Raw genomic sequence first — 26,928 nt, forward strand, 5'->3', positions numbered from 1 at the left:
GGGGATGTCGCACCACAATTAATTGAACAAGTAAAGAGTTGTACAAACTCTAAAATTGATTTCCTGATAATGGATGGTGGGTACGACCAGCTAAAAAACTACGAATCCGCCAAGAACATCGGGGCTCAAGCTATTATTCCACTCAATTTGCGTAATGAAAAGGAGCCTCCCGAAGGAATTGCCTCCAATGGAACCCCACGCTGTTCGATGGGGTACGAAATGACTTATTGGGGCGCCAATAAGGATCAGCTCAAATTCAGATGTCCACACGCAACCGGAAAAGTGGATTGCCCATTAGGAATGGCAGCCTGTTCATCCTCCAACTATGGAATGGTAGTAAAAATTAACGTGAATAAGGATCTTCGCCGGTACTCTAATCCACACCGCGATTCCAAACGTTGGAAAGAACTTTACAATGAGCGAACCAGTGTAGAACGGTGCAATTCAAGAATGAAAAGTTATCTTACAGCGAACTCCCTGCATGTGTGGGGAATCGATAAAGTAAAAACTCATATTTACTTGAACGCCATCGTATTACTGGTTTCAGCTCTCGCAATGGCAAAAGAGAGTAAAAAGCAACAAACCGCTTAAAAAATTTTTAAAGCGAAAAATTCTGCAAGTACGCCCAAAAAAGGACAAACAGAATATTTGTAAACCAAAGATACAAAATACCCCAATTTATTTGGGTTTCTTTTAAAACTCTTTTTAATAAAAATCTAATTTTGCAAAACTCTCAATATATAAAACGAGCTATTTATTTATGCATTGAAAGATTCATTCTTCTATCAAGTTATTTATCTCCAAACTTCTTTATTGCAAATTTTCCGAAAATATATTATGTTAATGAAAAAATTATAAAAAAGGAGGCTGCCACATGAAAGCGCTTGTCTATGAAGGTCCAGGAAAAAAAGGATTGAGAGAAGTGGAAAAACCGGAAATTATAAAAGACAGTGACGCAATCGTAAGACTCGTCAAGACAACCATCTGCGGGACGGACTTGCACATTTTAAGTGGAGATGTGCCGGCGGTAAAAGAAGGGACCATTTTGGGGCACGAAGGAGTAGGAATCGTAGAGGAAGTCGGATCCGGAGTAAAAAACTTCAAACCGGGGGATAAGGTTATCATTTCCTGTATTACGTCTTGCGGAAGCTGCCATTATTGTAAACAATCCCTTTACGCCCATTGCGAAGATGGCGGTTGGATTTTAGGGCATTTGATCAACGGCACCCAGGCTGAATATGTGCGCATTCCCCATGCCGATAATTCCTTGTACCATATCCCGAAAGGAATTTCCGATCAGGCAGCTGTTTTGATTTCAGATATTTTGCCGACAGGATTCGAAATCGGCGTGCTGAATGGACAAGTGAAGCCGGGGGACACGGTCGCGATTATCGGTGCCGGACCAATCGGTATGTCCGCTTTAATTACTTCCCAGTTTTATTCGCCTGGAAAAATCATCATGGTCGATTTGGATGATAACCGTTTAGAAGCATCAAAAAAATTTGGTGCCACAGATACTGTCAACTCCCAAAATGCAGAATCGGCAATTCAACAAATCCTGGAACTTACGGATGGACGTGGAGTAGATGTAGCAATTGAAGCGGCCGGTTTCCCTGCAACTTTTGACATCTGCCAAAAAATTCTTGCCCCGGGCGGCCATCTTGCAAATGTTGGGGTGCATGGCAAACCGGTCGAACTGGAACTTCAAAATTTGTGGATCCAAAATGTGACCATTACAACGGGACTTGTTTCAACAAGCTCGACTCCGATGCTGTTGAAAACCCTTTCAAGCGGAAAAATCAAGGTGGAAGAGTTGGTCACCCACGCCTTCAAATTTGAAAACATTCTTGATGCTTACGACACTTTCCAAAACGCCTCCAAAGAAAAAGCATTGAAAGTCATTATTGATTTTGAATAAACTATTTCCTCTAAACCATTAGAAAAACCCTTTCCCGCGTTTGCGGGAAAGGGTTTGAAAACGTTGATAAATACCAATATTAACGTTTTGAGAATTGTGGTGCGCGACGAGCGCCTTTGAGACCATATTTTTTACGTTCTTTCATACGTGGGTCACGTGTTAGCAAACCAGCTTGTTTTAAAGTTGGACGGAAATCCGGATCAACTTGAAGCAACGCACGTGCGATACCGTGACGGATTGCGCCAGCTTGACCAGTATAACCTCCGCCTTTTACGTTTACTAATACATCATAGCTGCCCAATGTTTGAGTCAATACTAATGGTTGTTTAATTACTTCACGCAATGTTTCAAATGGAATGTAATCTTCCACATCACGTTTATTGATGATAATTTTGCCTTCGCCAGGTACTAGACGTACACGGGCTACTGCGCTTTTACGACGACCTGTGCCAGTATATTGAACTTGTGCCAAGTGAATATCCTCCTCTAACTAATTATCCGCGAAGCTCATAGCTTTCTGGTTTTTGTGCAGCATGTGGATGATTTGGACCTGCATAAACGAAAAGTTTTTTGAACATTTTGCGTCCCAATGAATTTTTAGGAAGCATACCTTTCACTGCAAGTTCGATCATTCTTGTTGGATTTTTTTCAAGCATTTCTCCTGCTGTACGTTTCTTTAAGCCACCTGGATATAAAGAGTGGTGGTAGTAGATTTTATCTTTTAATTTTTTACCTGTTAAATGAATTTTTTCAGCATTAATCACGATTACAAAGTCACCAGTGTCAACATGTGGTGTATAGATTGGTTTATGTTTGCCGCGTAAAAGAGCCGCAACTTCAGAAGCCAAACGCCCGAGCGTTTTGCCTTCTGCGTCAACCACTAACCATTTACGCTCTACTTCATGACCTTTCGCCATAAATGTTGTACGCATGTATATATCCTCCTAATCGATTTCATGAACCGTTGAATTTTCAGTTTTCATTATGAATAAATAAAAGAAGTCGTATTTCACTAATAAGTTTCGGGGCTTATAAGTGGAAAATACCATATGTTATAATATTACAGATTAAAACAATAGTCAAGAAAAATGTTAAACACAAGGAGAAGTTGTTATTCTTTTTAATAAAACACTTTTTCCAAATATAAACCGTGGGGAGGGGCGGTTGTGCCGGCCATTTCCCTATTTTTTGCTTCGAGGATTTCCTTGATGGATTCCGGCTCCCTTTTGCCAATCCCCACTTCCCACAATGTTCCCGCAATGATGCGTACCATATTATATAAAAACCCGTTTCCTTCAATGACCATGTGCAGTTCCTGATCATGCCACTCGAAATGAATCGAATAAATCGTGCGGACCTTATCTTCGACCGGGGTACTGGCCGCACAAAAACTTGTGAAGTCGTGCGTGCCGACGAGATACTCGGCACCCTCCTCCATTTTGTTTACATCCGGTTTTCTTCCCCTTGTTTCAACCGTATAGTTTCTTTTAAAAGGACTTTGCACTTCTTCGCAATTCCATTTATATCGATATCGCTTTCCCTTCGCGCTGAAACGGGCATGAAAGTCCTGATCCACTTCTTCCATCTCCAAAATTCGCACGTCCCCGGGCAATTGCGCGTTTAACGCCATTTGATATTTGTCGCTCGGAATGGAAAGGGGCGTATCAAAATGGATGACTTGTCCCGTTGCATGCACCCGGGCATCGGTGCGTCCGCTTGCAAAAACGCGCACCTTTTCCCCCTTATGCATGATTGCCAATACATTTTCAATTTCAGATTGTACCGTACGTTTTCCCGGCTGCGCCTGATATCCGGAAAAATCCGTTCCGTCATAAGCAATGACTGCTTTCATCCGTCGCAAATTGATCACCTTTTCCTAACTGCGGAAAAATATTAACAGAGCAGTTAAAAGTACAAGTGAAATAATACATATAGTATCTTTCGCATCCCATTTCAGCCGGCGATATCGGGTGCGTCCTTCTCCACCCCGATACCCCCGCACTTCCATTGCTGTCGCCAAATCTTCCGCCCGTTTAAAAGCGCTGACGAACAGCGGCACCAAAAGGGGGACGACCGCTTTCACGCGATCTTTTATTGGACCTGAACCCAGATCGGAACCTCTTGCCATTTGCGCTTTCATGATTTTGTCCGTCTCATCCATCAATGTCGGAATAAACCTCAACGCAATCGACATCATCAAAGCCAATTCATGAATCGGCAATTTCAATTTCTTTAAAGGATTCAACAATACTTCCAGCCCATCTGTAATGGAAATCGGGGAAGTTGTTAACGTCAAAATGGTCGTCATAAATACGAGCACCGTGAACCGGATGGAAATAAAGATGCCTTGTCTTAATCCGCCTTCATAGATTTTGAGAAAACCTAAGTCAAGAAGAACATTTCCTTCCCTCGTAAAAAGAATGTGAATCAGGAACGTGAAAAGAAGCAAAATGATGACGGGTTTCAACCCATTAACTAAAAAATAGAGACGAATTTTAGAAATCAAAATGACAAACAATGTAAAAGCCAATAACAATCCATAGGTTATGGAATTGTTTGCCAAAAACACAATAATTACAAAAATAAAAGTAAATACTAATTTAGAACGCGGATCCAATTGGTGGATAAAGGAATTTCCAGGGATAAAGCGTCCAAATATCATTTTTTCCATCATGCCCGCTCACGCTCCTTTACCACCCGGGCAACTTCATCCGCCAACTCTTCCTCGGTCAAACAGATTTTCGAAAGGGGCTTTCCAATCATTTCTTCAATCTTTTTCTGGAATTTTACGATTCGCGGTACTTCCAGGCGGTATTTCTTCAGTGTTTCGCTGTCTGAAAAGATTTCACGCGGAGTCCCTGTCAACACACAACGCCCTTCATGCATAATGGAAATCCGATCGGCGTATTTTGCCGCATCTTCCATGCTGTGCGTCACAAGAATCGTTGTAAGTCCTCTTTCCTTATGCAGGCGATAGAACAATTCCATTATTTCTTTTTGTCCTCTTGGATCGAGCCCTGCGGTCGGTTCATCGAGTACAATCACTTCCGGATTCATTGCAAGCACCCCTGCGATTGCGACACGTCTCATTTGTCCTCCCGATAAGTCAAACGGCGACTTCGCCAGCACTTCTTCAGGCAAACCTACTTGCCGGATCCCTTTACGAGCCCTTTTTTCCGCTTCTTCTTCGGGGACACCAAAATTCATAGGTCCGAACATGATATCCTTCAATACCGTCTCTTCGAACAATTGATGCTCCGGAAATTGAAAAACAATGCCCACTTTTTGGCGAAGCGGCTTTAGATCTTTCGCCTTTTTTCCTGCTTCAATAGTGCGATTCCCTACCTGTACGATGCCTTTCGTAGGCTTCAGTAATCCATTGAAATGTTGCAGAAGCGTTGATTTCCCGGATCCTGTATGGCCAATGATGGCATGATAAGTATTGGATGGGATTTCCATATCCACATCAAACAAGGCAAATTTCTCAAAAGGGGTACCAACCGAATATGCATAGCTTACTTTCTGAAGTTTGATGTCCATAAATCATTCACCAACTCTTCTTCTGTTAAATTTTTGCCTGCGAGTGGCACCCCTTTTTCCTGAAGGAGCTTTGACATTCTCATTGCAAAAGGCAGCTCCAATCCAAATTCAATCAATTTGTCGCCCAATGCAAAAATTTCTTCCGGCGTTCCTTCCGCATATTTTTTTCCCTGGTTCATAAAAATGATCCGGTCTGCAAGAAGGGCTTCTTCCACATCATGGGTAATCGATAAAACCGTTAACCCAATTTCTTTCCTCAAGTCAAGCACCGTTTGCAATACTTCCTCCCGCCCCTGAGGGTCAAGCATGGAGGTTGCCTCGTCCAAAATTAATAATTTTGGATGCATCGCAAGTGCCCCGGCAATCGCCACCCGCTGTTTCTGTCCCCCGGATAGATGGTGGGGCTCATGGTTGAGAAACTCATACATTTTTACCCGTTTCAATGAAGAAGTGACGCGTTCCACCATTTCCTCGTAAGGAATCCCATTATTCTCCAAGGCAAAGGCCACATCATCCTGCACAGTTGCCCCTACAAACTGGTTATCGGGATTTTGGAATACCATCCCGATTTTTGAACGAATATCCCAAAGGTTTTCTTCGCTCAACACATTCCCCATGACGCGAATTTCTCCTTCTTGGGGAAACAGAAGGCCGCAAACCATTTTGACCATTGTAGATTTGCCTGAACCATTATGACCGACAATGGCAATCCATTCCCCTTCTTCGACGGAAAATGAGACGTTATCTACCGCTTTCCGTACATCGGCTTTTTCTGGTGAGTATGAAAATGAGACGTTTTTAAAAGATAAAATTTCGGTCACTGCTATGCTCCTCTCTCCAGGGCTCTGCTCCAAATTTCAGCAAGACGATGGTCATATATAAAAATAAAACACGTTTAAATCAATAAATAAACGTATTTTATTTTTACATATTGGCAATATAATATGAATAAAAAAGCGCGCACCTCATTCTGGAGAAATGCGCTAAACACGTTCGAAATGGAATATAAAACTTTCACGCTCCGTAACCGGACGAATGAGGTGCGGAGAGCTAGACGATCCGAATGAACCATTCGATCATCATAACGCTCAGATGCTTTAGAGTTGTCGTATAAATCATTCAATTGTAAAAAAGGGGGCAAGTTGAACCGGCCAACCGGACACCCCCAAAAAAATTAAACTAATTCGATGATTACAACTGGTGCTCCGTCACCGCGACGAGGACCAACTTTTAAAATCCGAGTGTAACCACCTTGGCGATCAGCATAACGTGGCGCAACATCATCAAATAGTTTTTGAAGGGCAAATTTCGTTTTTTCATTGCCTTCTTCATCAGTTGTTGTCACTAATTCACGACGAATGAATGCAGCTGCTTGACGGCGAGCATGCAAATCTCCGCGTTTACCCAATGTAATCATTTTTTCAACGACTTTGCGCAATTCTTTTGCACGAGCTTCAGTCGTCTCAATGCGTTCATTGATGATTAAATCTGTTGCTAAATCACGTAACAACGCTTTGCGTTGAGAGCTTGTACGGCCAAGTTTTCTGTAACCCATGAATGTTCCCTCCTTTATTCGAACATAATAATAGCGACGCTTAGTCGTCTTTACGCAAGGATAAACCTAGTTCTGCAAGTTTTGACTTTACTTCTTCCAATGACTTGCGGCCAAGGTTGCGAACTTTCATCATGTCTTCTTCCGACTTGTTTGTAAGTTCCAAAACCGTATTGATACCTGCGCGTTTTAGACAGTTGTAAGAACGCACAGAGAGATCCAATTCCTCGATTGTCATTTCCAATACTTTCTCTTTTTGGTCCTCTTCTTTTTCTACCATGATTTCCGCTGCTTGTGCCTCATCAGTTAAACCGACAAAAATATTCAGATGTTCTGTTAATATTTTCGCTCCGAGTGAAATCGCCTCTTTTGGACCAATGCTACCATCAGTCCACACATCAAGGGATAATTTATCGTAGTCAGAATTTTGTCCTACACGAGTATTTTCCACTTGATAACTAACGCGTGAAACTGGAGTGTAAATAGAGTCGATCGGGATCACACCAATAGGAAGATCCTCACGTTTGTTTTGATCAGCTGGAGTATAACCACGGCCTCTTCTTGCATACATGCGCATACGCAAATGACCGTTGCTTGCTACTGTTGCAATATATAAATCAGGGTTCAATATTTCAACATCACTATCATGTGTAATATCTGCAGCAGTTACCGTTGCTTCCCCTTTAACATCGATTTCGAGTATCTTCTCTTCATCAGAGTAGATTTTCAGAGCCAATTTTTTTAAATTTAAAATGATGGAAGCAACATCCTCAACTACCCCTTCAATAGTTGAAAATTCATGCAATACCCCATCTATTTGTACAGATGTAATCGCTGCTCCAGGCAATGAGGATAGAAGGATTCGCCGTAAAGAATTCCCCAAAGTCGTACCGTATCCACGTTCGAGTGGTTCTATTACAAACTTTCCGTATGTGGAATCTTCGCTGATCTCAACAGTTTCAATCCGTGGTTTTTCAATTTCGATCATTCATTTACCCTCCTTCAAAACATCGACTGTATAGGTCATACCATCATCATAGTCAAAAAACCTTGACTTTATAAATTTGTACAATTCTTCTCGTACAAAGATGTACTCTAAAGAGTTGCACCCATTACACACGACGACGTTTTGGCGGACGGCAACCGTTATGTGGAACTGGTGTAACATCTTTAATAGCTGTTACTTCAAGTCCTGCAGCTTGAAGTGCACGAATAGCTGCTTCACGACCTGCGCCTGGCCCTTTAACACTTACTTCCAATGATTTCATACCATGTTCCATTGATGCTTTTGCGGCAGCTTCTGCAGCCATTTGAGCAGCGTATGGAGTAGATTTACGAGAACCTTTGAAACCAAGAGCACCGGCACTTGACCATGCAATTGTATTTCCTTGCATATCAGTGATCGTTACGATTGTGTTGTTAAATGTAGAACGAATGTGTGCAATACCTGATTCAACATTTTTTTTCACACGGCGTTTACGTGTTTGTTGTTTACGTGCCATTACCGATTAACCCCCTTTACCTATTATTTTTTCTTGTTCGCTACAGTTTTACGAGGACCTTTACGAGTACGTGCATTGTTTTTCGTATTTTGTCCACGAACCGGTAGACCACGGCGGTGACGGATACCACGGTAGCAGCCGATTTCCATTAAACGTTTGATGTTAAGAGATACTTCGCGGCGCAAGTCACCTTCGATTTTATATTTGTCCAACTCCGCACGAATTCTGTCCAATTCGTCTTCAGTTAAATCACGTACACGAGTATCTTCAGAAACGCCAGCTGCAGCTAATACTTTTTTCGCAGTGGATTTACCAACACCATAAATGTAAGTCAATGAAATTACAACGCGTTTATCGCGAGGAATATCAACACCAGCAATACGTGCCATTTATTTCGCACCTCCTTAAAATTAACCTTGTTTTTGTTTATGTTTTGGATTTTCGCAGATTACCATAACTTTACCGCGACGACGAATCACTTTGCATTTTTCGCAAATCGGTTTTACAGATGGTCTCACTTTCATTTAACTCAACCTCCTTAGTCTTCGGAGTGCAAAAATGTTTTTATTTGTAACGATACGTGATACGACCGCGAGTCAAATCATAAGGCGATAATTCAACCGTTACTTTATCTCCAGGCAAAATCCGTATAAAGTGCATACGAATCTTTCCGGAAACGTGTGCAAGCACTGTATGCCCATTCTCTAATTCTACCTTAAACATGGCATTTGGCAAAGTCTCAACGACTGTTCCTTCAACTTCAATAACATCGTCTTTCGCCATCAACCGATCTCCCTTCTTTATGTGCTAAATGGTTCCCGATGGAGAACACGCGCAACAATTGAACAGTTTAGTAACAGCTCCATTAAAAAAATTGGATTGTATGAGAGATGCTCGAAAGACGCATGGATGGTTTCGCTACACACAATCCAGGGAATGAACAAAGTCCGGTTTATGATCTTATTCGTTAAAATGACCGGAAATCATGGAACATTCATACCCGTTTACTTGATGCTTCCACGAAACCCATAACACTCTTTCAAATTTACTTCCTTGTAAGTATAAGCATTTTCGCAAGCAGTGTATACCGAACCCATTAAACTTTCACAGTAAAAGTTTTTCTCCGTTACGCTGCGCGAAAAGTATTATGACTTTCGAAAGTATGACGGGTATCAGCTGCGGCTGCCTTGTGAAACTTGTGAAAGTAAAGCGTCAATATCAGCAAATACTTTTTCAATTTCTTGCTGCCCATTGATATTTGTCAACAACCCTTTTGACTCATAAAAATCAAGCAAAGGTTGTGCCTGCTTCATATTTACTTCCAGGCGATTTGCAACCGTTTCAGGATTGTCGTCCGCACGAGTATATAATTCTCCGCCGTCCTTATCACATTTTCCTTCTACTTTAGGAGGGTTAAAAATTACGTGATAAGTAGCTCCACATGTTTTACAAATACGGCGACCACTCAAACGTGCAACCAGCTCATCTTTTTCCACTTGGATATTGATCACGTGATCAATTTTTTTGCCAAGTTCCTCTAAGATGTTGTCTAATGCTTCTGCTTGTGGAACAGTACGTGGGAATCCATCAAGTAAGAATCCTTTTTCGCAATCCTCTTGAGCCAGTCTCTCACGAACAATGCCGATAGTGACTTCATCAGGAACTAGAGCGCCTTGATCCATGTAAGATTTCGCTTTTAGACCAAGCTCAGTCCCCTGACTGATGGCTGCCCGGAACATATCACCTGTAGAAATATGAGGGATTTGATATTTATTGACGATTTTTTCTGCTTGCGTACCTTTCCCGGCACCTGGCAAGCCCATTAGAACGATATTCATACGGACATTTCCCTCCCCTAGGTGCTGGCTTAGAAAACAAATAATGTTTCCTAACCAACAATTATTTCATAAAACCTTTATAATGGCGTTTAACCAATTGAGCCTCTAATTGCTTCATTGTTTCCAGTGCTACGCCGACCACGATGATTACACTCGTTCCGCCAATTTTAGCGCTGGCAGGCAAATCCATAAAGTTTATGAACAAAATCGGCAATATTGCCACAATCGTTAAGAACAGGGCACCGACAAATGTCAGACGATACAACACTTTTGTTAAATATGTTTCAGTGTCATTTCCCGGGCGGATTCCAGGAATATATGCGCCTTGCTTTTTCAAGTTGTCGGCAATCCGTTCAGGGTTGACTTGTACAAATGCGTAGAAATAAGTGAACGCAATAATCAATACAATATAAATAATCAACCCGACCGGTTTTGTATAGTCGAACATGTTAATAATGAATGTTGTCACTTTGTTCTGTCCGAAGAACGCTGCTAAAGTCTGAGGTGTAATGATGAATGCTACTGCAAAGATGACTGGAATAACCCCCGCAGCATTCACTTTCAATGGCAAATGCGCTTGTTGACCGCCGAGATAACCGCGGCCAGACACCCGTTTTGCATATTGAATCGGGATTTTGCGCAATGCTTGTTGGACATAGATTACGCCAACAATGACCGCCAACATAATCAACACAAGAAGCAATACAACGATAATACGGATGAATAATTGATCCCCTGCACCTTCAATTTGCTGTGCATAAATTTGGTTAATTGTAGTAGGTATCCCTGCTACGATCCCAGCGAAGATGAGAAATGAAATGCCATTTCCTACGCCGTGTGCTGTGATTTGTTCTCCCAGCCACAGCAAAAAAGCTGTGCCGGCAGTCAAAACAAGGGCGATTGTAATATAGGAAATGATGCTTGTATCCGTTATTAATGTACCGCCATATATTTGGTTAAAACCGAAAGACATGGCCAATGCTTGGAGGAAAGCCAGCACTACCGTAAAGTAGCGCGTGAACTGGGCTAGCTTCCGGCGACCTACTTCACCTTGCCGTCCCCATTCCGCAAACTTAGGAACGACATCCATTTGCAGCAACTGAACAATGATGGACGCAGTGATGTAGGGCATGATCCCCAGAGCAAAAATGGAGAAATTCGATAATGCACCGCCGCCAAACACGTTCAGAAATCCGACAAGGTTGAATTCATCCGTTACTTTTAACACTTCAGCATCCACGTTAGGTACAGGGATAAAGGATCCTATACGAAAGATGATGAGCATTAACAAAGTAAAAAGAATTTTATTTCGAATATCTCGGACACGCATAAAATTTGCGAGCGTTTGAAACATTAGATCACCTCAGCTGTTCCGCCAGCGTTCTCGATTGCTTCTTTCGCAGAAGCAGAGAACTTATGAGCTTTCACGTTAAGCTTTTTCGTAAGCGCTCCATTTCCAAGGATTTTAATACCAGCTTTTTCGTTTTTCACAACACCTGTTTCAATTAACAATTCAGGTGTAACTTCCGTACCTTCTTCGAAACGATTTAACGCTTCAAGGTTCACGATTGCATATTCTTTACGGTTTACATTTGTAAAGCCACGTTTTGGCAAACGGCGGAACAGTGGGTTTTGACCACCTTCAAATCCTGGACGTACACCGCCTCCAGAACGAGCGTTTTGACCTTTTTGACCGCGTCCTGCAGTTTTACCATTACCAGAACCAATACCACGTCCAACGCGGTTGCGTTTTTTGCGTGAACCTTCAGCTGGTTTTAGCTCATGAAGTTTCATTTTAGGTGGCACCTCCTTATTTATTTAATGATGGATTAAATTTCTTTTACTTTTACCAAGTGTGAAACTTTATTAATCATACCGCGAATTGCAGGGTTATCTGCATGTTCTACAGTAGAATTCACTTTTTTCAAGCCCAATGCTTCAACTACTTTGCGCTGTCTTTCGCTAGCGCCGATTACAGATCGAATGAGGGTGATTTCTAATTTGTTTGCCATCATTATCCCCCCTTATCCTAGTAGCTCTTCTACTGTTTTACCACGAAGTTTCGCAACTTCTTCAACACGTTTTAATTGTTTTAATCCCTCAACAGTAGCACGTACCATGTTAATTGGTGTGTTGGAACCTAGAGATTTTGAAAGGATATCAGTGATTCCTGCCAATTCAAGCACTGCACGTACTGAACCACCAGCAATTACCCCAGTACCTTCAGATGCCGGTTTCATTAAAATTTTTGCAGCACCAAAATCACCGATTACTTCATGTGGAATTGTTCCACCTACACGTGGCACTTCGATCAAATTTTTCTTCGCATCTTCTACAGCTTTGCGAATTGCATCCGGTACTTCTTGAGCTTTACCAGTACCGAAGCCTACATGACCGTTTCTATCTCCAACTACCACTAAAGCTGAGAAGCGGAAGCGGCGTCCACCTTTAACAACTTTCGCAACGCGATTTACCGATACAACACGCTCTTCAAGTTCCAGTTTGCTTGCGTCAATACGAGTCATGAAGTATGTCCCTCCTTCATATTAGAATTGTAAACCGTTTTCACGTGCAGCTTCTGCCAAAGCTTTCACGCGTCCATGATATAAATAACCACCACGGTCAAATACAACGGCAGTAATATTTTTTTCCAATGCGCGTTTGGCGATTAATTCGCCCACTTTTGCTGCAGCTTCTTTATTGCTGCCAGGACCTTCAAAACCTTTTTCTAAAGTGGAAGCACTAACAATTGTATGTCCTGCAACATCGTCAATGATTTGTGCGTAAATGTGTTTGTTTGAACGAAATACGTTTAAACGTGGACGTTCAGGTGTACCTTGGATTTTTCTACGCACACGTGCATGACGTCTTTTGCGTACTTTATTTTTGTCTACTTTCGTAATCATAGTGGTCACTCCTTTCTACGCCAAGCTAATTACTTACCTGTTTTACCTTCTTTACGACGTACATATTCGCCTTCGTAACGAATACCTTTACCTTTGTATGGCTCAGGTGGACGAACAGCGCGGATATCGGCTGCTACAGCACCTACTCGTTCTTTGTCGATACCTTTAACCACGATCTTTGTATTAGAAGGAACCTCAAATTCAATTCCTGGCTCTGCAGTAAATTCAACAGGATGTGAGTAACCAACGTTTAATACAAGTTTTTTGCCTTGCAATTGAGCACGGTACCCAACCCCAATAAGTTCAAGAGAACGAGAGAACCCTTCAGATACACCTTGTACCATGTTTGCGAGCAACGCACGAGTTGTACCGTGGATTGTACGGTGCTCTTTTGAATCAGAAGGACGAACAACTGTGATGATATTTCCTTCTTGTTGGATTTTCATATCTTGGTTAAATTGGCGAGTCAGTTCGCCTTTCGGTCCTTTAACAGTTACAGTATTGTCTGCGCTTACTGTCACTGTAACGTTAGAAGGAACTTCGATCGGTTTCTTTCCTACACGAGACATTTCATTGCACCTCCATTCGTTTCTTACTGATTACCAAACGTATGCTAGTACTTCTCCGCCTACTTTTTTAGCGCGTGCTTCTTTATCAGTTAACACACCTTGAGAAGTAGAAAGAATTGCGATACCTAATCCGTTTAATACTTTTGGAATTTCGTCAGTTTTCGCATATACGCGTAAACCAGGTTTAGAAATGCGTTTTAGACCAGTGATTACACGTTCATTGTTTTTGCCGTATTTCAAGAAAATACGGAGAATACCTTGTTTGTTGTCTTCAATATATTCAACATCACGAATGAAGCCTTCTCGCTTAAGGATTTCAGCGATTTCTCTTTTAATCTTGGAAGCTGGCACTTCAAGCTTCTCGTGACCAACCATATTTGCATTGCGGATGCGAGTAAGCATATCTGCAATTGGATCTGTCATTGTCATATGTTTTTACCTCCTTCCCATTTTTCAGACATTACCAGCTAGCTTTTTTCACACCAGGGATTTGACCTTTGTATGCAAGTTCACGGAAACAGATACGGCAAAGTTTGAATTTACGATATACAGAATGTGGACGTCCACAGCGTTCGCAACGTGTATAAGCTTGCACTTTGAATTTAGGTTTGCGTTTTGATTTAACAATCATTGATTTTTTTGCCACGTTTTCGCCCTCCTTCTATTATTTTTGGAACGGCATACCAAATTGAGTTAACAACTCACGAGCTTCTTCATCAGTATTCGCTGTTGTTACAATCACGATATCCATACCGCGTACTTTTGAGATTTTATCGTAATCAATTTCAGGGAAAATCAATTGTTCTTTTACACCTAAAGTGTAGTTTCCGCGTCCGTCAAATGCTTTTTTGGATACACCACGGAAGTCACGAACACGTGGAAGTGCGATGGAAATCAATTTATCCAAGAAATCATACATGCGTTCACCACGTAATGTAACTTTTGCACCAATTGGCATACCTGCACGCAAACGGAATCCAGCGATCGATTTTTTCGCTCTTGTTACAACCGGTTTTTGACCAGTAATGATTGCCAGTTCTTCAACAGCTGCATCCAAAGCTTTAGGGTTTTGTACTGCGTCACCCACACCCATATTCACTACGATTTTTTCAACTTTAGGAACTTGCATCACAGATTTATATTGAAATTTATTCATTAAAGCAGGAACTACTTCGTTTTTATATTTTTCTTTTAGGCGGCTCATGTGTGTACCTCCTTTCAAAATTTCTTATTAGTCAATCACTGCACCTGATTTTTTCGCATAACGAACTTTTTTGCCGTTTTCGAATCTGTAACCTACGCGAGTCGGCTCGCCAGTTTTCGGATCGATCAGCATAACGTTAGAAACATGGATAGGTGCTTCTTGACTTACAATACCACCTTGAGGGTTTGATTGGTTAGGCTTCACGTGTTTTTTCACGATATTAACGCCTTCAACAATCACACGTTCTTTTTTAGGAAAAGCAGCAAGTACAACGCCCACTTTGCCTTTATCTTTTCCAGTAATTACTTTTACTTTGTCGCCCTTTTTAACATGCATTATGTTTCGCACCTCCTTGATTGGTACTATACGAATCATTAAAGAACTTCTGGAGCAAGAGAAATGATTTTCATGAAGTTTTTGTCACGCAACTCACGTGCAACAGGACCGAAAATACGAGTGCCGCGTGGTGATTTATCGTCTCTGATAATTACACATGCGTTTTCATCAAATTTAATGTAAGTACCATCTTTACGGCGCACACCAGATTTAGTGCGTACAACAACCGCTTTTACAACATCGCCTTTCTTAACAACGCCACCTGGTGTTGCTTTCTTAACTGTGCAAACGATAACGTCACCGATATTGGCAGTTTTACGTCCAGAACCACCGAGTACTTTAATCGTTAATACTTCACGTGCACCTGAGTTGTCAGCAACTTTCAAACGAGATTCTTGTTGGATCACTTAGGTTACCTCCCTTCGGAATTTGCGCTTTTTCCGAACTTCTTATTAAATAACAACCGCTTTTTCTACGATTTCTACTAAACGGAAATGTTTTGTAGCTGAAAGTGGGCGCGTTTCCATAATGCGCACGATATCGCCGACTTTAGCTTCATTGTGCTCATCGTGAGCTTTGAATTTTTTGGAATATTTTACGCGTTTGCCGTATAATTTGTGTTTTTTGTAAGTTTCTACTAAAACGACAATTGTTTTGTCCATTTTATCTGAAACTACACGGCCAGTGTAAACTTTGCGCTGTTTACGCTCAGACATATCGTGGACCTCCTTTGCTCATTACTTTTCTCCACTGATTTCTCTTTCACGGATCACAGTTTTCATACGTGCAATCGTTTTACGTACTTCACGGATACGAGCTGTATTTTCTAATTGACCAGTCGCTAATTGGAAACGAAGGTTGAAAAGCTCTTCTTTTAACGCTTTGATTTTCATTTCGATTTCAGGAGTGGCAAGTTCGCGGATTTCTTTAGCTTTCATTAGAATCACCACCAGTTTCTTGACGTTTCACAATTTTACATTTTACAGGAAGTTTATGTGATGCCAAACGAAGAGCTTCGCGTGCAACTTCTTCAGATACACCGGCAACTTCGAACATAACTTTTCCTGGTTTTACTACAGCTACCCAACCTTCTGGAGAACCTTTACCGGAACCCATCCGTACTTCAAGCGGTTTTTTCGTATATGGTTTGTGCGGGAAGATTTTAATCCAAACTTTACCGCCACGTTTCATGTGACGAGTCATCGCAATACGGGCTGCTTCAATTTGGCGGTTTGTCACCCAGCTTGCAGTTGTAGCTTGAAGGCCCCATTCACCAAATTGCACCTCTGTACCGCCTTTTGCTCTGCCTTTCATTCGGCCACGATGTTCGCGACGATATTTCACGCGTTTTGGCATTAACATAATTATTTTCCTCCTTCCGCAGAGTTTTTCTTCGTAGGAAGGACCTCACCACGATAAATCCATACTTTCACGCCCAATTTTCCGTATGTTGTATCCGCTTCTGCATGAGCGTAATCGATGTCAGCGCGAAGAGTATGAAGTGGTACAGTTCCTTCACTGTAATGTTCTGCACGGGCAATATCTGCACCGCCTAGACGACCGGATACTTGTGTTTTAATCCCTTTTGCTCCTGCGCGCATTGCACGTTGGATTGCTTGTTTTTGTGCGCGGCGGAATGAAACGCGGTTTTCAAGTTGACGCGCAATATTTTCTGCCACTAATTTTGCATCAAGATCAGGTTTTTTGATTTCAACAATGTTGATGTGCACACGTTTACCAGTTAGATCGCTTAAATATTTGCGCAAGCTTTCTACTTCTGCACCGCCTTTACCGATTACCATTCCAGGCTTCGCAGTGTGGATTGTAATGTTCACTCGATTGGCTGCACGTTCAATTTCTACTTTAGAAACCGCTGCATCTTTTAATGTTGTTTCGATATATTTACGGATTTTTAAATCTTCGTGAAGTAATTCGGCGTAATCTTTTTCAGCGTACCATCTTGATTCCCAGTCACGAATGATGCCGAGGCGCAATCCGTTTGGATGTACTTTTTGACCCAAAATTAACCCTCCTTCTTCTCAGATACCACTACAGTAATGTGGCTTGTGCGTTTATTAATTGCGCTTGCACGACCTTGCGCACGTGGACGATAACGTTTTAATGTTGGACCTTCATCAACATAAATTTCGGAAATGTATAAATTGTTAGGATCTAAATCGTAATTGTGCTCAGCATTTGCAACTGCAGATTTTAATACTTTCTCAACGACTGGAGACGCCGCTTTTGGAGTATGACGTAAAATCGCAACTGCTTCTCCTACTTGCTTGCCTCTGATCAAATCAACCACTAAACGTACTTTGCGAGGTGCAATTCGGACTGTGCGAGCAACAGCTTTGGCTTTTGTTGTCATCAGGATCTACCTCCTCTCAAAATTAGCGTCTTGTTTTTTTGTCATCATTACCGTGGCCTTTGTAAGTCCGAGTCGGTACGAACTCACCAAGTTTGTGGCCTACCATATCTTCCGTAATATATACAGGAACATGTTTGCGTCCGTCATAAACCGCGATTGTCAATCCGACGAAGTTAGGGAAGATTGTTGAACGGCGAGACCAAGTTTTGATTACTTGTTTTTTCTCTTGACCTTGTTGTGCTTCCACTTTTTTCATTAAATGTTCATCACAAAATGGTCCTTTTTTCAAGCTGCGACCCATTTAGTAACCTCCCTCCGTGATTTCACTACTGTTCTTCGCTTGGAAAGTAGCTTTACCACATTATTTTTTACGTGCACGAATAATGAATTTATCAGATTTGTTGCGTTTCTTGCGAGTTTTGAAACCAAGAGCAGGTTTGCCCCAAGGTGTCATTGGAGATTTGCGTCCGATTGGCGCTTTACCTTCACCACCACCGTGTGGGTGATCCACAGGGTTCATTACAGAACCGCGTACAGTAGGGCGTTTGCCTAACCAGCGGGAACGACCGGCTTTACCGATGTTTACCAGTTCATGGGATTCGTTACCAACTTGACCGATTGTTGCGCGGCAAGTCGCCAAAATTAAACGTACTTCACCAGATTGAAGACGTACAATCACATATTTGCCTTCACGGCCTAATACTTGTGCAGAAGCACCTGCAGCACGAACTAATTGTCCGCCTTTTCCTGGTTTCAACTCGATGTTATGGATTGTTGTACCCATTGGAATGTTTGCAAGCGGTAATGCATTACCCACTTTGATATCCGCATCCGGACCGGACATGATTTCTTGACCTACTTGCAATCCTTTTGGAGCAATAATATAGCGTTTTTCACCATCTGCATAATTAATTAACGCAATATTTGCTGAGCGGTTTGGATCGTATTCGATTGTAGCAACGCGTCCTGGAATGCCATCTTTGTCACGTTTGAAATCGATGATACGATATTGACGCTTGTGTCCACCGCCATGGTGACGAACAGTGATTTTACCTTGGTTGTTGCGGCCAGCTTTGCGTTTCAATGGCACTAATAATGATTTTTCCGGCGTATCAGTTGTGATTTCCGAAAAGTCAAATGATGTCATGTTACGACGACCATTTGAGGTTGGTTTATATTTTTTAATCGCCATGTTATTTCCCTCCTTCTTTTCGTATCAGAACCATTTCGTTTTGCGATTAGATGTCAAAAATTTCGATCTCTTTGCTGTCAGGGGTTAATGTTACGATCGCTTTGCGGCGTCTGTTTGTTACGCCTTGGAATTTACCGACGCGTTTTGCTTTTCCTTTGTAGTTCATGATGTTAACTTTTGCAACTTTCACGCCGAAAATTTCTTCAACTGCATCTTTTACTTGCGTTTTATTCGCACGGAGATCCACTTCGAACGTATATTTTTTGTCAGCCATTAATTCAGTGGAACGCTCAGTAATGACCGGACGTTTGATGACATCACGCGCATCCATTACCCAAGCACCTCCTCAACTTTTTCTACTGCAGCTTTCGTGAATACAACTTTGTCATGACCTAATAAGTCAAGAACGTTGATTCCGTTAGCTGTAATCACAGTTACGCCTGGGATGTTACGTGCAGATAATGTCACGTTTTCATCTAAATCAGCTGTAACGAACAATGCTTTTGAATCGATTTTTAGGTTGTTTAAAATTTGTTTGAAATCTTTTGTTTTTGGCGCATCTAGCTTTAACGCATCTAAAACTAGGAAATTTTGTTCGTTCACTTTTGCGGATAAAGCAGATTTAAGAGCTAAGCGACGAACTTTTTTCGGAAGTTTATAGCTGTAGCTTCTTGGTTGTGGACCAAATACTACACCACCACCACGCCATTGAGGAGCTCGGATTGAACCTTGGCGAGCGCGTCCAGTTCCTTTTTGGCGCCATGGTTTTCTACCACCACCAGAAACTTCAGAGCGGTTCTTTACTTTGTGTGTACCTTGACGTAGAGAAGCGCGTTGAGCGATTACTGCGTCGAATAATACGGCTTCGTTTGGTTCGATACCGAAAATTTCATCATTCAATTCGATTTCACCAACTGAAGCACCAGTTTGACTAAGAACAGTTACCTTTGTCATTCCTGTTTCCTCCTTTCTCCATCTGTATATTATTTAGATTTTTTAACAGCAGATTTTACGATTACCAAAGATTTGCGGGCACCTGGAACATTTCCTTTGATTAATAGCAAATTGCGTTCCGGAATGACTTTTACAATTTGCAAGTTTTGGATTGTCACTCGTTCGCCGCCTGTACGTCCAGGCAAGTTTTTCGTTTTGAATACACGGTTTGGAGCGATGGCCCCCATTGAACCAGGACGACGGTGATAACGGGAACCGTGAGCCATAGGTCCGCGGGATTGTCCGTGGCGTTTGATTACACCTTGGAAACCTTTACCTTTTGATGTTCCTGTTACATCTACCCAATCGCCTTCTGCGAAAATATCTACTTTGACTTCTTGACCAACTTCGTAATCATCCAAATTAACTCCGCGAATCTCACGAATGAAGCGCTTAGGTGCTGTGTTAGCTTTTGCAACATGCCCTTTTTCAGGTTTGTTCGCAAGTTTTTCGCGTTTATCTTCAAAACCTAATTGGATTGCTTCGTAACCATCGTTTTCGATTGTTTTCTTTTGAAGCACTACGTTAGGAGTCGCTTCAACAACTGTTACAGGTATTAAATCACCGTTCTCGGCGAAAACTTGCGTCATGCCGATTTTTCTACCTAAGATTCCTTTGGTCATTTGTCACACCTCCTGTGGTTATAAAAAATTTTTATTGTTCAATTAAAGCTTGATTTCAATGTCAACACCAGACGGTAAATCAAGTTTCATTAGCGCATCAACTGTTTGTGGAGTTGGGTTGATGATGTCGATTAAACGTTTATGTGTACGCATTTCGAATTGTTCACGGGAATCTTTGTATTTGTGAACAGCCCGAAGGATTGTGTACACAGTTTTTTCAGTTGGCAACGGAATCGGACCTGATACGCTAGCACCTGAACGTTTAGCAGTTTCGACAATTTTTTCTGCTGATTGATCTAAAACTCTGTGATCATACGCTTTTAAACGGATACGGATTTTTTGTTTTGCCATTATTTTCCCTCCTTTTCGCCTAATTACTAGACATTCTCCACGGAAATTTCCCGCACACTCGCCATGGCAAAGCGGCCGGGTGTGTCGGCAACCTTCCGCTTCATCGCAGTCAAAGACCAACATTCAACATTATAAACAATTACATAGTACTTAGCAAGTGTTTTCGTAAATTTGCTGATTAATTATAGATTTTTCTTTTTTATTCCCTGAGCTGTTTTATAGTATATAGGAGGATTTTATTTAAATCAACTCCAATAAAATTCTGAAAATTCCCCTCTATTTTCACATAAATAGAATGCTGCTCTTTCATTAAAATTAGACAAGTTTTCATTTATAATAGGAACATTTTTCACCTGCCGAAAGGTTACGGCAATCAGAATGAATGCAAAAAAGTGGTCAGCGGCATCCAATGATACGAGCCAACCACTTGTTTACGGAGTCTGAAAATTCAGTTTCTACCTATATTAATAGCCTCCAATTTTATAATGCTTCTTTTACTATTTTTTTATAATAGAAAACGGATAAAATGCCAAATACCATGTACATGGATACATAGAATAAAATGATGATGATCATTGGTGTCACCATTTCTGAACCGAACAGCCACCAGCCGGATTTCACTGCAAAGTAACTGTGCAGAAGGCCGATCATAAGCGGCATCCCAAAATTGAACAATTGTTTTACGTAAATTCCGCGCATTAACTCGCCATTGGAGAATCCGATTTTACGCAAAATCGTATAGGACTCCCTTTCATCTTCCGCTTCACCCATTTGTTTAAAGTAAAGAATGCTTCCCGTTGTCAATAAAAAGGCCATCCCCAAAAACCCGGTCACAAAAATGGTCATCCCGTTCAGCGCTATATTTCCATCGTAATATTCTTTGTAAGTTTTTTGATAATCATATTCGATGATTTTTCTTTCCCTCAAGTTTTTATATAATGTTTCGGCCTTTTCATGGTCTTTTTCATTTACTAAATTGATACCGATTTGAGTTGAAATTTCAGGATTTTGATTTTTTTGTATTTCATCAAATAATTCATCTGTCACAATCAAAACTGGTGAACTGGCACTTGCCAACACGGATAGGAAAAATTCATCTTCCCTTACGTCTTTAATGAATAAAGAGTAATTCTTTTCACCGGCATGTATACGAATCTTCTTTCCGCTTTCCAACGGCAGTAATTCGGATAATATATCTACATAGCTTGTAATAATGGTTTCCCCGTCATTCAATCGGGCTTCCGGATTGATTGCTTTATAATCCGACAAAGGGACGACCGGTGATATTGCATCCTGATTGATATTGATATACCCGGCATCCTTTTCATCCAGATTAAATAAATCGGACATTTTGACATTTACCATTGAAAGATGGAAGGTTGTTTTTTCATATTCAATTCCTTCTGCCTCAAGCTGATTCAAAAATTCAATCCCTTTATTATCAAACAAAATGTAGTCAAATGGCGATAACCGTTTCGCATCTGCTTCCGAAGAATAGTAGGAAATATAAGACAGGGTCATAATCCCGACTGCCAATCCTGTCAATACGGTAATCAAGGTAAGGGAGCTGGCATTTCCCTTCATGCGGTGCATAATTGTTGTAACACCTAAAACATCCGTTATTTTTAAATACCCTTTTTTGCTTTTCCGGATCAAGTTCATAATCAGCGCAACGGAATATCGGAAAAATAAATAAGTGCCCAAAATGCTTGAACCCAAAATCAGCAGCATATTGACCAACAAGTTGTTTGTGGTGGCCCCCTCCACGCTGAAAAGTCTCGTGGAATCGTAATACCCATAAGCAATCAAACAAATTCCTACGATTCCCATCATCATATGGAAGGGGCTGAACTTTTTTACCCGCTCATCGGCTTTTTTTTCCGCATTAAATAATGATAACAGGGATGCTTTTCGAATCATGATGAAAATTTGAATCATGACCACCGCTAATAAAAGCGCAAAAATAATGAGCGATTTTGAAAAGGCCATCATGGAAAACGATAAACTGACAATCGCATCATTTTTCATTAACTTCATTAAGATCATGGCAAAAAAACGTGATGCCACAAATCCCAACACCATCCCGATTCCGGCCGCCAACGAAAACAGCACAACATTTTCAATCAATAATAACCGAAAGACAAAACCTTTGGTCATTCCGATCAATTGATATAACCCGATTTCTTTACTGCGGCGTTTCATAAAAATTTGATTCGCATAAAGGATGAAAAAGATCAGAATAAAATATAAAACATAGGTGATGGATTCAAAACCCGCCGTTGCGGTGCCGCTTGCTTCCAGCGCCTCGATGACGGAAGGATTGTATTGGATGGTGACGAACGAAAAGCAAAGGGTTACGCTAAAAATCAATGCGAAGAAATATAAATAGTAATGTTTAACATTTTTCTTCATGCTTCTCAGCACCAGGCTAGTTAATGTCATAACCATCACCGCCCAACACTTTTTGAGTATTTAAAATGTCTTGGAAAAATGCCTGTCTCGTTTTATCCCCTTTATAAAGTTCCGTATATATTTGGCCGTCTTTCAAGAACAACACTCGGCTGCAAAAGCTGGCGGCCACCGGGTCATGGGTCACCATCATAATGGTTGCCCCTCTTTCCTTATTGATGTTTTCCAAATTTGCCAACAAAGCCGTCGCCGCTTTGGAATCAAGGGCCCCGGTCGGCTCATCGGCAAAAACGATGGAAGGTTCCGCAATCAACGCCCTTGCCGCCGATGTTCTTTGCTTTTGTCCACCGGATATTTCATTCGGATATTTATTTAAAATATCTGCGATGCCTAAGTATTCAACCAGCATTGCCAGGCGTTTTTCCGCCACCTTTTTTGGCACTTTGCTGATCGATAATGGCAACAGAATGTTTTCTTTTACCGTTAATGTATCCAATAGGTTATATTCCTGGAAAATAAATCCCAAATGCTCCCGTCGGAATTTCGCCAAATCCCGTTCTTTCATTTTTTTCAACGGTTTCCCGTTGATTTCAACAATCCCTTCCGTCGGAAAATCAATAGAGCAAAGAACATTTAATAAAGTCGTTTTTCCCGAACCGGAAGGCCCCATGATGCCTACGAATTCCCCTTCATGCACTTCCAGGTCGATCCCTTTTATCACTTCTTGTTTCAACGTTCGCTTTCCGTAGGTTTTTCTTATTTTTCTAGCCACTAAAACAGCCATTTCGTCAACCCCTTGTATCGATTCGTTACCTACATTGTACACATTCCGCTTCTTCCAATCGTTCGATTCTCGTGACAAATAAAAAATGGTAAATGACATTTTTGTCACATACCATAAGATTGAATGTATCGATTCTCAATAGGAAATCGGATTGTAAATGTCGTTCCGGCCCCAACCTGCGATTCCGCATGAATCGCAAGCCCCAGCTTTTCAGCCGCTTCCTTCGCGAGATACAGCCCCATCCCTGTTGCAGCCGCTGTCTCTCTCCCAATCGTACCTGTGTAGGAACGCTGGAAAATGCGGGGCATGTCTTCAGCTCGAATCCCAACCCCGAAGTCTTGTATATGTAATAATAAATGCCCCTCTTGATCCCGGGTTGTAAATATATGAATCTCGCTGTTTTCATGGCTGTACTTCACCGCATTGGAGAAGATTTGGCGAATGATAAAACCAAGCCATTTGGCGTCGGTTGTCACGGTTTGTTTCAGATTCTTCGTTTCAACCCCGATTCCTTTTTCCATGCACCATGACCGGAAATCCTTGATTTGTTGATGAACAACTGTTTCCAAGCAGACCTTTTCCAGCCGGTTATCTTTTTCGATCGTCGAAAGCCTTGTTTCATGGAGCTTTTGGTCAAGCAGCAAATACAGGCGGACCCATTCTTTTTCAATTTTCTCTCTCAATGCATAAGGTTCTACTTGTTCCACGATTAATTTCATGGCAGTCATCGGCGATTTCATTTCATGCACCCACGCCAGCATCTCATCCTGTTGTTCAAGCATTTCTATTTTCATTTGGTGAAATGCTTCTTCCAGTTCCCTGTATTGCTTTTGAAAATGGGCAATGTACTTTCGCTGAAAAGGCGATAAAAGCTCTTCGTTGATCGGTTGCTCACAAATGGCTTTAAGCTGTTTTGTTTCTCTCGCATAACGCCAAATCATAAAAAGGAAAAACAGCAAAAAATTCATAATGTTTACATATAGAATCGATACATTGGACAAACCGTTATCGATGAAAAACAACACATTCAGCCATACTTGCAAAAACAGGAAGAATAATATCCACGCTCTTCTTTCTTTTAAAAATAACCCAATCATTTTGTCACCGCCATGTATCCAAGTCCTTTTTTCGTGACAATCACATCCCTTAATCCAATTTCATCCAAACGTTGGCGCAGACGATTGACATTGACCGTTAATGTATTATCGTTCACAAACCGCTCATCATCCCAAAGTTTGCGTATGAGTTCATCGCGGGAAACAATTTTGTCCACGGAAGCCAGCAATGTTTTTAAAATAAACAATTCATTTTTCGTCAGTTCCACCATTTTCCCCTGATATTGAACAGTTCCTTTGTCATAATCAATCACAGCCCCGTTCCATCTTGCAACATGTTGCGCTTTTTCCCCATAATCATAGGTTCTTCTCAAAATGGCCTGAACCTTTGCAAGCAACACTTCCATATGGAAAGGTTTCTGAACAAAATCGTCCGCCCCCATCTGCATGGCCATCACCATATCCATTGGATGATCCCTTGAAGATAAAAATAATATCGGCACTTTCGAAATGGCCCGGATTTCTCGGCACCAATGGAAGCCATCAAAAGCCGGCAGTTGAATATCGATGATAACCAGATGCGGCTGCTCTTCCAAGAAGTCATCCATCACCTTTTTAAAATCTTTTGGTCCTACGACTTCCATCGACCATTGGCTGAAACGTTCTTTGATTAAATTGAAAATAGATGGGTCATCTTCAATTAAAAAAATTTTCATTTTTTCAACCACCCCATCAATTGCCAGTTTTATTTATTGTAATTTATTTTGGCATTTGTGTAAGAAAATCCATTTTTAAATCCTTTTTCATTAGAAAAATCTCTTTTAATCAGTATAATGGAACAAAGGACAATCGTGCATTTAAAAGGAGATGTTGTTTGTGGACATCCGCCAGATCGAATATTTTACTGAAGTCGCAAAACATTTAAGTTTCACGAAAGCTGCTTCCACTTTGCATGTTTCCCAGCCCTCCATCAGTAAAGCGATTCAAAATTTAGAAGCGGAACTGGGTGTTCCCCTTTTTTACCGTTCCTCCAAACAGCTGGAGCTGACGGATGCAGGCAAAGCCGTATTGGCAAATGCCCAGCAGGTGCTCGCTGCCTTTAAAAATTTACGATCGGAATTAACGGATTTGATGGAGCTGAAGAAGGGCGAAATCCGGATCGGCATTCCCCCGATCGTAGGAGTGGAGTTTTTTTCAAAATTGATCAGTTTGTATAAAGAGAAGTATCCTTACATTGAAATCAAGTTAACGGAAGTAGGAACGAAAAAGATCCGCCAAGGGGTCGAGGAGGGGGAACTGGATATCGGGCTCATCTGCAATCTTTGTGTTTCAAATGACCAATTGGAAACCATCGGCATTTTGAAAGATCCATTAATGTTAATTGTTCATAAAGATCATCCTCTTGCGAAACTCCCTTCCGTTGAAATGTCCCAATTGGAAAAAGAATCTTTTATTATTTATCGCAAAGATTTTACATTGTACGACCGTATTATAGAAGAATGCTCCAAACATGGCTTTTATCCGACGATTGCCTGCGAATCGTCCCAAAAAGATTTAATCGTTGAAATGGTGGCTGCGAAGGTGGGCATTGCCTTGCTGCCGAAAAAGATCTGCGAAAAACTTCAAAACGATAAAATTGTTTCCATTCCGTTTCAACAGGAAAATCTTTTTCTTGAGCTTGGTCTGACCTGGAGAAAGAATAAGTATTTGTCTTTTGCCGTACGGGAATTTATTGAATTGGCCCGGCAATTTATAAACAAATAAAAAGACATCCTTCCAAACAGA

42 protein-coding genes are annotated in these 26,928 nt (G+C 41.3%); 3 read left to right on the plus strand and 39 right to left on the minus strand.

What is annotated here, in order from left to right:
- Positions 1-591: transposase (locus FKZ59_RS06525; protein ID WP_141601950.1), on the plus strand; the 591-nt coding region annotated here is incomplete at its 5' end.
- A gap of 283 nt (positions 592-874) precedes the next feature.
- Positions 875-1,918 (plus strand): zinc-dependent alcohol dehydrogenase family protein, encoded by a 1,044-nt coding sequence (locus tag FKZ59_RS06530; protein WP_141601951.1) that lies wholly within the window; start codon positions 875-877, stop codon positions 1,916-1,918.
- A 79-nt stretch (positions 1,919-1,997) separates the two neighbouring features.
- Here the strand turns inward: FKZ59_RS06530 and rpsI are convergent, their stop codons facing one another.
- The 39 genes from rpsI to FKZ59_RS06725 all read right to left on the minus strand — a co-directional run bounded on the left by rpsI (position 1,998) and on the right by FKZ59_RS06725 (position 25,859).
- Positions 1,998-2,390, minus strand: a complete 393-nt coding sequence (gene rpsI / locus FKZ59_RS06535; RefSeq protein WP_141601952.1) for a 30S ribosomal protein S9 — start codon at positions 2,388-2,390, stop codon at positions 1,998-2,000.
- 22 nt (positions 2,391-2,412) lie between these two features.
- The gene (gene rplM, locus FKZ59_RS06540; RefSeq protein WP_141601953.1) at positions 2,413-2,850 is read right to left on the minus strand and encodes a 50S ribosomal protein L13; all 438 of its coding nucleotides are present in this window, start codon (positions 2,848-2,850) and stop codon (positions 2,413-2,415) included.
- A 188-nt stretch (positions 2,851-3,038) separates the two neighbouring features.
- On the minus strand, positions 3,039-3,779 hold the full coding sequence (gene truA / locus FKZ59_RS06545; RefSeq protein WP_141601954.1) for a tRNA pseudouridine(38-40) synthase TruA: 741 nt from the start codon (positions 3,777-3,779) through the stop codon (positions 3,039-3,041).
- Between the two features lie 15 nt (positions 3,780-3,794).
- On the minus strand, positions 3,795-4,592 hold the full coding sequence (locus FKZ59_RS06550) for an energy-coupling factor transporter transmembrane component T family protein (protein ID WP_141601955.1): 798 nt from the start codon (positions 4,590-4,592) through the stop codon (positions 3,795-3,797).
- Positions 4,589-5,458, minus strand: coding sequence for an energy-coupling factor ABC transporter ATP-binding protein (locus tag FKZ59_RS06555; RefSeq protein ID WP_141601956.1), 870 nt, complete (start codon positions 5,456-5,458; stop codon positions 4,589-4,591). Before FKZ59_RS06555 ends, FKZ59_RS06550 begins: the two co-directional genes overlap by 4 nt.
- Complete coding sequence (locus FKZ59_RS06560) at positions 5,434-6,279, minus strand: energy-coupling factor ABC transporter ATP-binding protein (RefSeq protein WP_141601957.1); 846 nt, start codon at positions 6,277-6,279, stop codon at positions 5,434-5,436. Before FKZ59_RS06560 ends, FKZ59_RS06555 begins: the two co-directional genes overlap by 25 nt.
- A gap of 353 nt (positions 6,280-6,632) precedes the next feature.
- Positions 6,633-7,013 (minus strand): 50S ribosomal protein L17, encoded by a 381-nt coding sequence (gene rplQ / locus FKZ59_RS06565; protein WP_141601958.1) that lies wholly within the window; start codon positions 7,011-7,013, stop codon positions 6,633-6,635.
- A 40-nt stretch (positions 7,014-7,053) separates the two neighbouring features.
- Positions 7,054-7,998: a DNA-directed RNA polymerase subunit alpha gene (locus FKZ59_RS06570; protein WP_141601959.1), complete on the minus strand. Its 945-nt coding sequence runs from the start codon at positions 7,996-7,998 to the stop codon at positions 7,054-7,056.
- Between the two features lie 124 nt (positions 7,999-8,122).
- Complete coding sequence (gene rpsK, locus FKZ59_RS06575) at positions 8,123-8,512, minus strand: 30S ribosomal protein S11 (protein ID WP_141601960.1); 390 nt, start codon at positions 8,510-8,512, stop codon at positions 8,123-8,125.
- A gap of 23 nt (positions 8,513-8,535) precedes the next feature.
- Positions 8,536-8,901: a 30S ribosomal protein S13 gene (gene rpsM, locus FKZ59_RS06580; protein WP_141601961.1), complete on the minus strand. Its 366-nt coding sequence runs from the start codon at positions 8,899-8,901 to the stop codon at positions 8,536-8,538.
- Positions 8,902-8,922: 21 nt separating this feature from the next.
- Entirely contained in the window at positions 8,923-9,036 is a 114-nt protein-coding gene (gene rpmJ, locus FKZ59_RS06585) for a 50S ribosomal protein L36 (protein ID WP_000868344.1), read from the minus strand.
- A 40-nt stretch (positions 9,037-9,076) separates the two neighbouring features.
- Positions 9,077-9,295, minus strand: a complete 219-nt coding sequence (infA, locus tag FKZ59_RS06590; protein ID WP_003178377.1) for a translation initiation factor IF-1 — start codon at positions 9,293-9,295, stop codon at positions 9,077-9,079.
- A 389-nt stretch (positions 9,296-9,684) separates the two neighbouring features.
- Positions 9,685-10,350, minus strand: coding sequence for an adenylate kinase (locus tag FKZ59_RS06595; RefSeq protein ID WP_141601962.1), 666 nt, complete (start codon positions 10,348-10,350; stop codon positions 9,685-9,687).
- A gap of 61 nt (positions 10,351-10,411) precedes the next feature.
- Entirely contained in the window at positions 10,412-11,704 is a 1,293-nt protein-coding gene (gene secY / locus FKZ59_RS06600; protein WP_141601963.1) for a preprotein translocase subunit SecY, read from the minus strand.
- Positions 11,704-12,144, minus strand: coding sequence for a 50S ribosomal protein L15 (rplO, locus tag FKZ59_RS06605; RefSeq protein WP_141601964.1), 441 nt, complete (start codon positions 12,142-12,144; stop codon positions 11,704-11,706). The genes secY and rplO overlap by 1 nt, the downstream gene beginning before the upstream one ends.
- Positions 12,145-12,179: 35 nt before the next feature.
- A complete protein-coding gene (rpmD, locus tag FKZ59_RS06610; protein ID WP_141601965.1) occupies positions 12,180-12,362 on the minus strand; it encodes a 50S ribosomal protein L30 in 183 nt (60 codons plus the stop codon).
- A gap of 12 nt (positions 12,363-12,374) precedes the next feature.
- Entirely contained in the window at positions 12,375-12,875 is a 501-nt protein-coding gene (rpsE, locus tag FKZ59_RS06615) for a 30S ribosomal protein S5 (protein ID WP_141601966.1), read from the minus strand.
- Positions 12,876-12,896: 21 nt separating this feature from the next.
- On the minus strand, positions 12,897-13,256 hold the full coding sequence (rplR, locus tag FKZ59_RS06620; RefSeq protein WP_141601967.1) for a 50S ribosomal protein L18: 360 nt from the start codon (positions 13,254-13,256) through the stop codon (positions 12,897-12,899).
- 29 nt (positions 13,257-13,285) lie between these two features.
- Positions 13,286-13,825 (minus strand): 50S ribosomal protein L6, encoded by a 540-nt coding sequence (gene rplF, locus FKZ59_RS06625; RefSeq protein WP_141601968.1) that lies wholly within the window; start codon positions 13,823-13,825, stop codon positions 13,286-13,288.
- A 30-nt stretch (positions 13,826-13,855) separates the two neighbouring features.
- A complete protein-coding gene (gene rpsH, locus FKZ59_RS06630) occupies positions 13,856-14,254 on the minus strand; it encodes a 30S ribosomal protein S8 (RefSeq protein WP_141601969.1) in 399 nt (132 codons plus the stop codon).
- A 31-nt stretch (positions 14,255-14,285) separates the two neighbouring features.
- A complete protein-coding gene (locus FKZ59_RS06635) occupies positions 14,286-14,471 on the minus strand; it encodes a type Z 30S ribosomal protein S14 (protein WP_141601970.1) in 186 nt (61 codons plus the stop codon).
- An 18-nt stretch (positions 14,472-14,489) separates the two neighbouring features.
- Complete coding sequence (gene rplE / locus FKZ59_RS06640) at positions 14,490-15,029, minus strand: 50S ribosomal protein L5 (protein ID WP_141601971.1); 540 nt, start codon at positions 15,027-15,029, stop codon at positions 14,490-14,492.
- A gap of 27 nt (positions 15,030-15,056) precedes the next feature.
- Positions 15,057-15,365, minus strand: a complete 309-nt coding sequence (gene rplX / locus FKZ59_RS06645) for a 50S ribosomal protein L24 (protein ID WP_141601972.1) — start codon at positions 15,363-15,365, stop codon at positions 15,057-15,059.
- A 38-nt stretch (positions 15,366-15,403) separates the two neighbouring features.
- The gene (gene rplN, locus FKZ59_RS06650) at positions 15,404-15,772 is read right to left on the minus strand and encodes a 50S ribosomal protein L14 (protein ID WP_141601973.1); all 369 of its coding nucleotides are present in this window, start codon (positions 15,770-15,772) and stop codon (positions 15,404-15,406) included.
- Positions 15,773-15,817: 45 nt separating this feature from the next.
- Positions 15,818-16,081, minus strand: a complete 264-nt coding sequence (gene rpsQ / locus FKZ59_RS06655) for a 30S ribosomal protein S17 (RefSeq protein ID WP_141601974.1) — start codon at positions 16,079-16,081, stop codon at positions 15,818-15,820.
- A gap of 21 nt (positions 16,082-16,102) precedes the next feature.
- Positions 16,103-16,303: a 50S ribosomal protein L29 gene (rpmC, locus tag FKZ59_RS06660; protein WP_141601975.1), complete on the minus strand. Its 201-nt coding sequence runs from the start codon at positions 16,301-16,303 to the stop codon at positions 16,103-16,105.
- On the minus strand, positions 16,293-16,727 hold the full coding sequence (gene rplP / locus FKZ59_RS06665; protein ID WP_141601976.1) for a 50S ribosomal protein L16: 435 nt from the start codon (positions 16,725-16,727) through the stop codon (positions 16,293-16,295). Before rplP ends, rpmC begins: the two co-directional genes overlap by 11 nt.
- 2 nt (positions 16,728-16,729) lie before the next feature.
- Entirely contained in the window at positions 16,730-17,386 is a 657-nt protein-coding gene (rpsC, locus tag FKZ59_RS06670; protein ID WP_141601977.1) for a 30S ribosomal protein S3, read from the minus strand.
- A 2-nt stretch (positions 17,387-17,388) separates the two neighbouring features.
- Positions 17,389-17,736, minus strand: a complete 348-nt coding sequence (rplV, locus tag FKZ59_RS06675) for a 50S ribosomal protein L22 (protein ID WP_141601978.1) — start codon at positions 17,734-17,736, stop codon at positions 17,389-17,391.
- Positions 17,737-17,758: 22 nt separating this feature from the next.
- Complete coding sequence (gene rpsS / locus FKZ59_RS06680) at positions 17,759-18,037, minus strand: 30S ribosomal protein S19 (protein WP_141601979.1); 279 nt, start codon at positions 18,035-18,037, stop codon at positions 17,759-17,761.
- Positions 18,038-18,097: 60 nt separating this feature from the next.
- The gene (rplB, locus tag FKZ59_RS06685; RefSeq protein ID WP_141601980.1) at positions 18,098-18,928 is read right to left on the minus strand and encodes a 50S ribosomal protein L2; all 831 of its coding nucleotides are present in this window, start codon (positions 18,926-18,928) and stop codon (positions 18,098-18,100) included.
- Between the two features lie 46 nt (positions 18,929-18,974).
- Positions 18,975-19,259 carry a 50S ribosomal protein L23 gene (gene rplW / locus FKZ59_RS06690; protein ID WP_141601981.1) on the minus strand — a complete coding sequence of 95 codons (285 nt, stop codon included), beginning with the start codon at positions 19,257-19,259 and terminating at the stop codon, positions 18,975-18,977.
- Positions 19,259-19,882 (minus strand): 50S ribosomal protein L4, encoded by a 624-nt coding sequence (gene rplD, locus FKZ59_RS06695; RefSeq protein WP_141601982.1) that lies wholly within the window; start codon positions 19,880-19,882, stop codon positions 19,259-19,261. Before rplD ends, rplW begins: the two co-directional genes overlap by 1 nt.
- A 29-nt stretch (positions 19,883-19,911) precedes the next feature.
- Positions 19,912-20,544, minus strand: a complete 633-nt coding sequence (gene rplC / locus FKZ59_RS06700) for a 50S ribosomal protein L3 (protein WP_141601983.1) — start codon at positions 20,542-20,544, stop codon at positions 19,912-19,914.
- A 42-nt stretch (positions 20,545-20,586) separates the two neighbouring features.
- The gene (gene rpsJ / locus FKZ59_RS06705; protein WP_016839367.1) at positions 20,587-20,895 is read right to left on the minus strand and encodes a 30S ribosomal protein S10; all 309 of its coding nucleotides are present in this window, start codon (positions 20,893-20,895) and stop codon (positions 20,587-20,589) included.
- Positions 20,896-21,375: 480 nt separating this feature from the next.
- Positions 21,376-23,337, minus strand: coding sequence for an FtsX-like permease family protein (locus tag FKZ59_RS06710; protein WP_141601984.1), 1,962 nt, complete (start codon positions 23,335-23,337; stop codon positions 21,376-21,378).
- Complete coding sequence (locus FKZ59_RS06715) at positions 23,324-24,088, minus strand: ABC transporter ATP-binding protein (protein ID WP_141601985.1); 765 nt, start codon at positions 24,086-24,088, stop codon at positions 23,324-23,326. The genes FKZ59_RS06710 and FKZ59_RS06715 overlap by 14 nt, the downstream gene beginning before the upstream one ends.
- Positions 24,089-24,192: 104 nt before the next feature.
- On the minus strand, positions 24,193-25,185 hold the full coding sequence (locus FKZ59_RS06720) for a sensor histidine kinase (RefSeq protein WP_141601986.1): 993 nt from the start codon (positions 25,183-25,185) through the stop codon (positions 24,193-24,195).
- Positions 25,182-25,859, minus strand: coding sequence for a response regulator transcription factor (locus tag FKZ59_RS06725; protein WP_141601987.1), 678 nt, complete (start codon positions 25,857-25,859; stop codon positions 25,182-25,184). Before FKZ59_RS06725 ends, FKZ59_RS06720 begins: the two co-directional genes overlap by 4 nt.
- A gap of 160 nt (positions 25,860-26,019) precedes the next feature.
- On the opposite strand from FKZ59_RS06725, the gene FKZ59_RS06730 reads away from it, so the two are divergent.
- Positions 26,020-26,907 carry a LysR family transcriptional regulator gene (locus FKZ59_RS06730; protein WP_141601988.1) on the plus strand — a complete coding sequence of 296 codons (888 nt, stop codon included), beginning with the start codon at positions 26,020-26,022 and terminating at the stop codon, positions 26,905-26,907.
- Positions 26,908-26,928 lie beyond the last annotated feature (21 nt).

This window comes from Ureibacillus terrenus (assembly GCF_006569205.1).
GTDB classification, from domain to species: domain Bacteria; phylum Bacillota; class Bacilli; order Bacillales_A; family Planococcaceae; genus Ureibacillus; species Ureibacillus terrenus.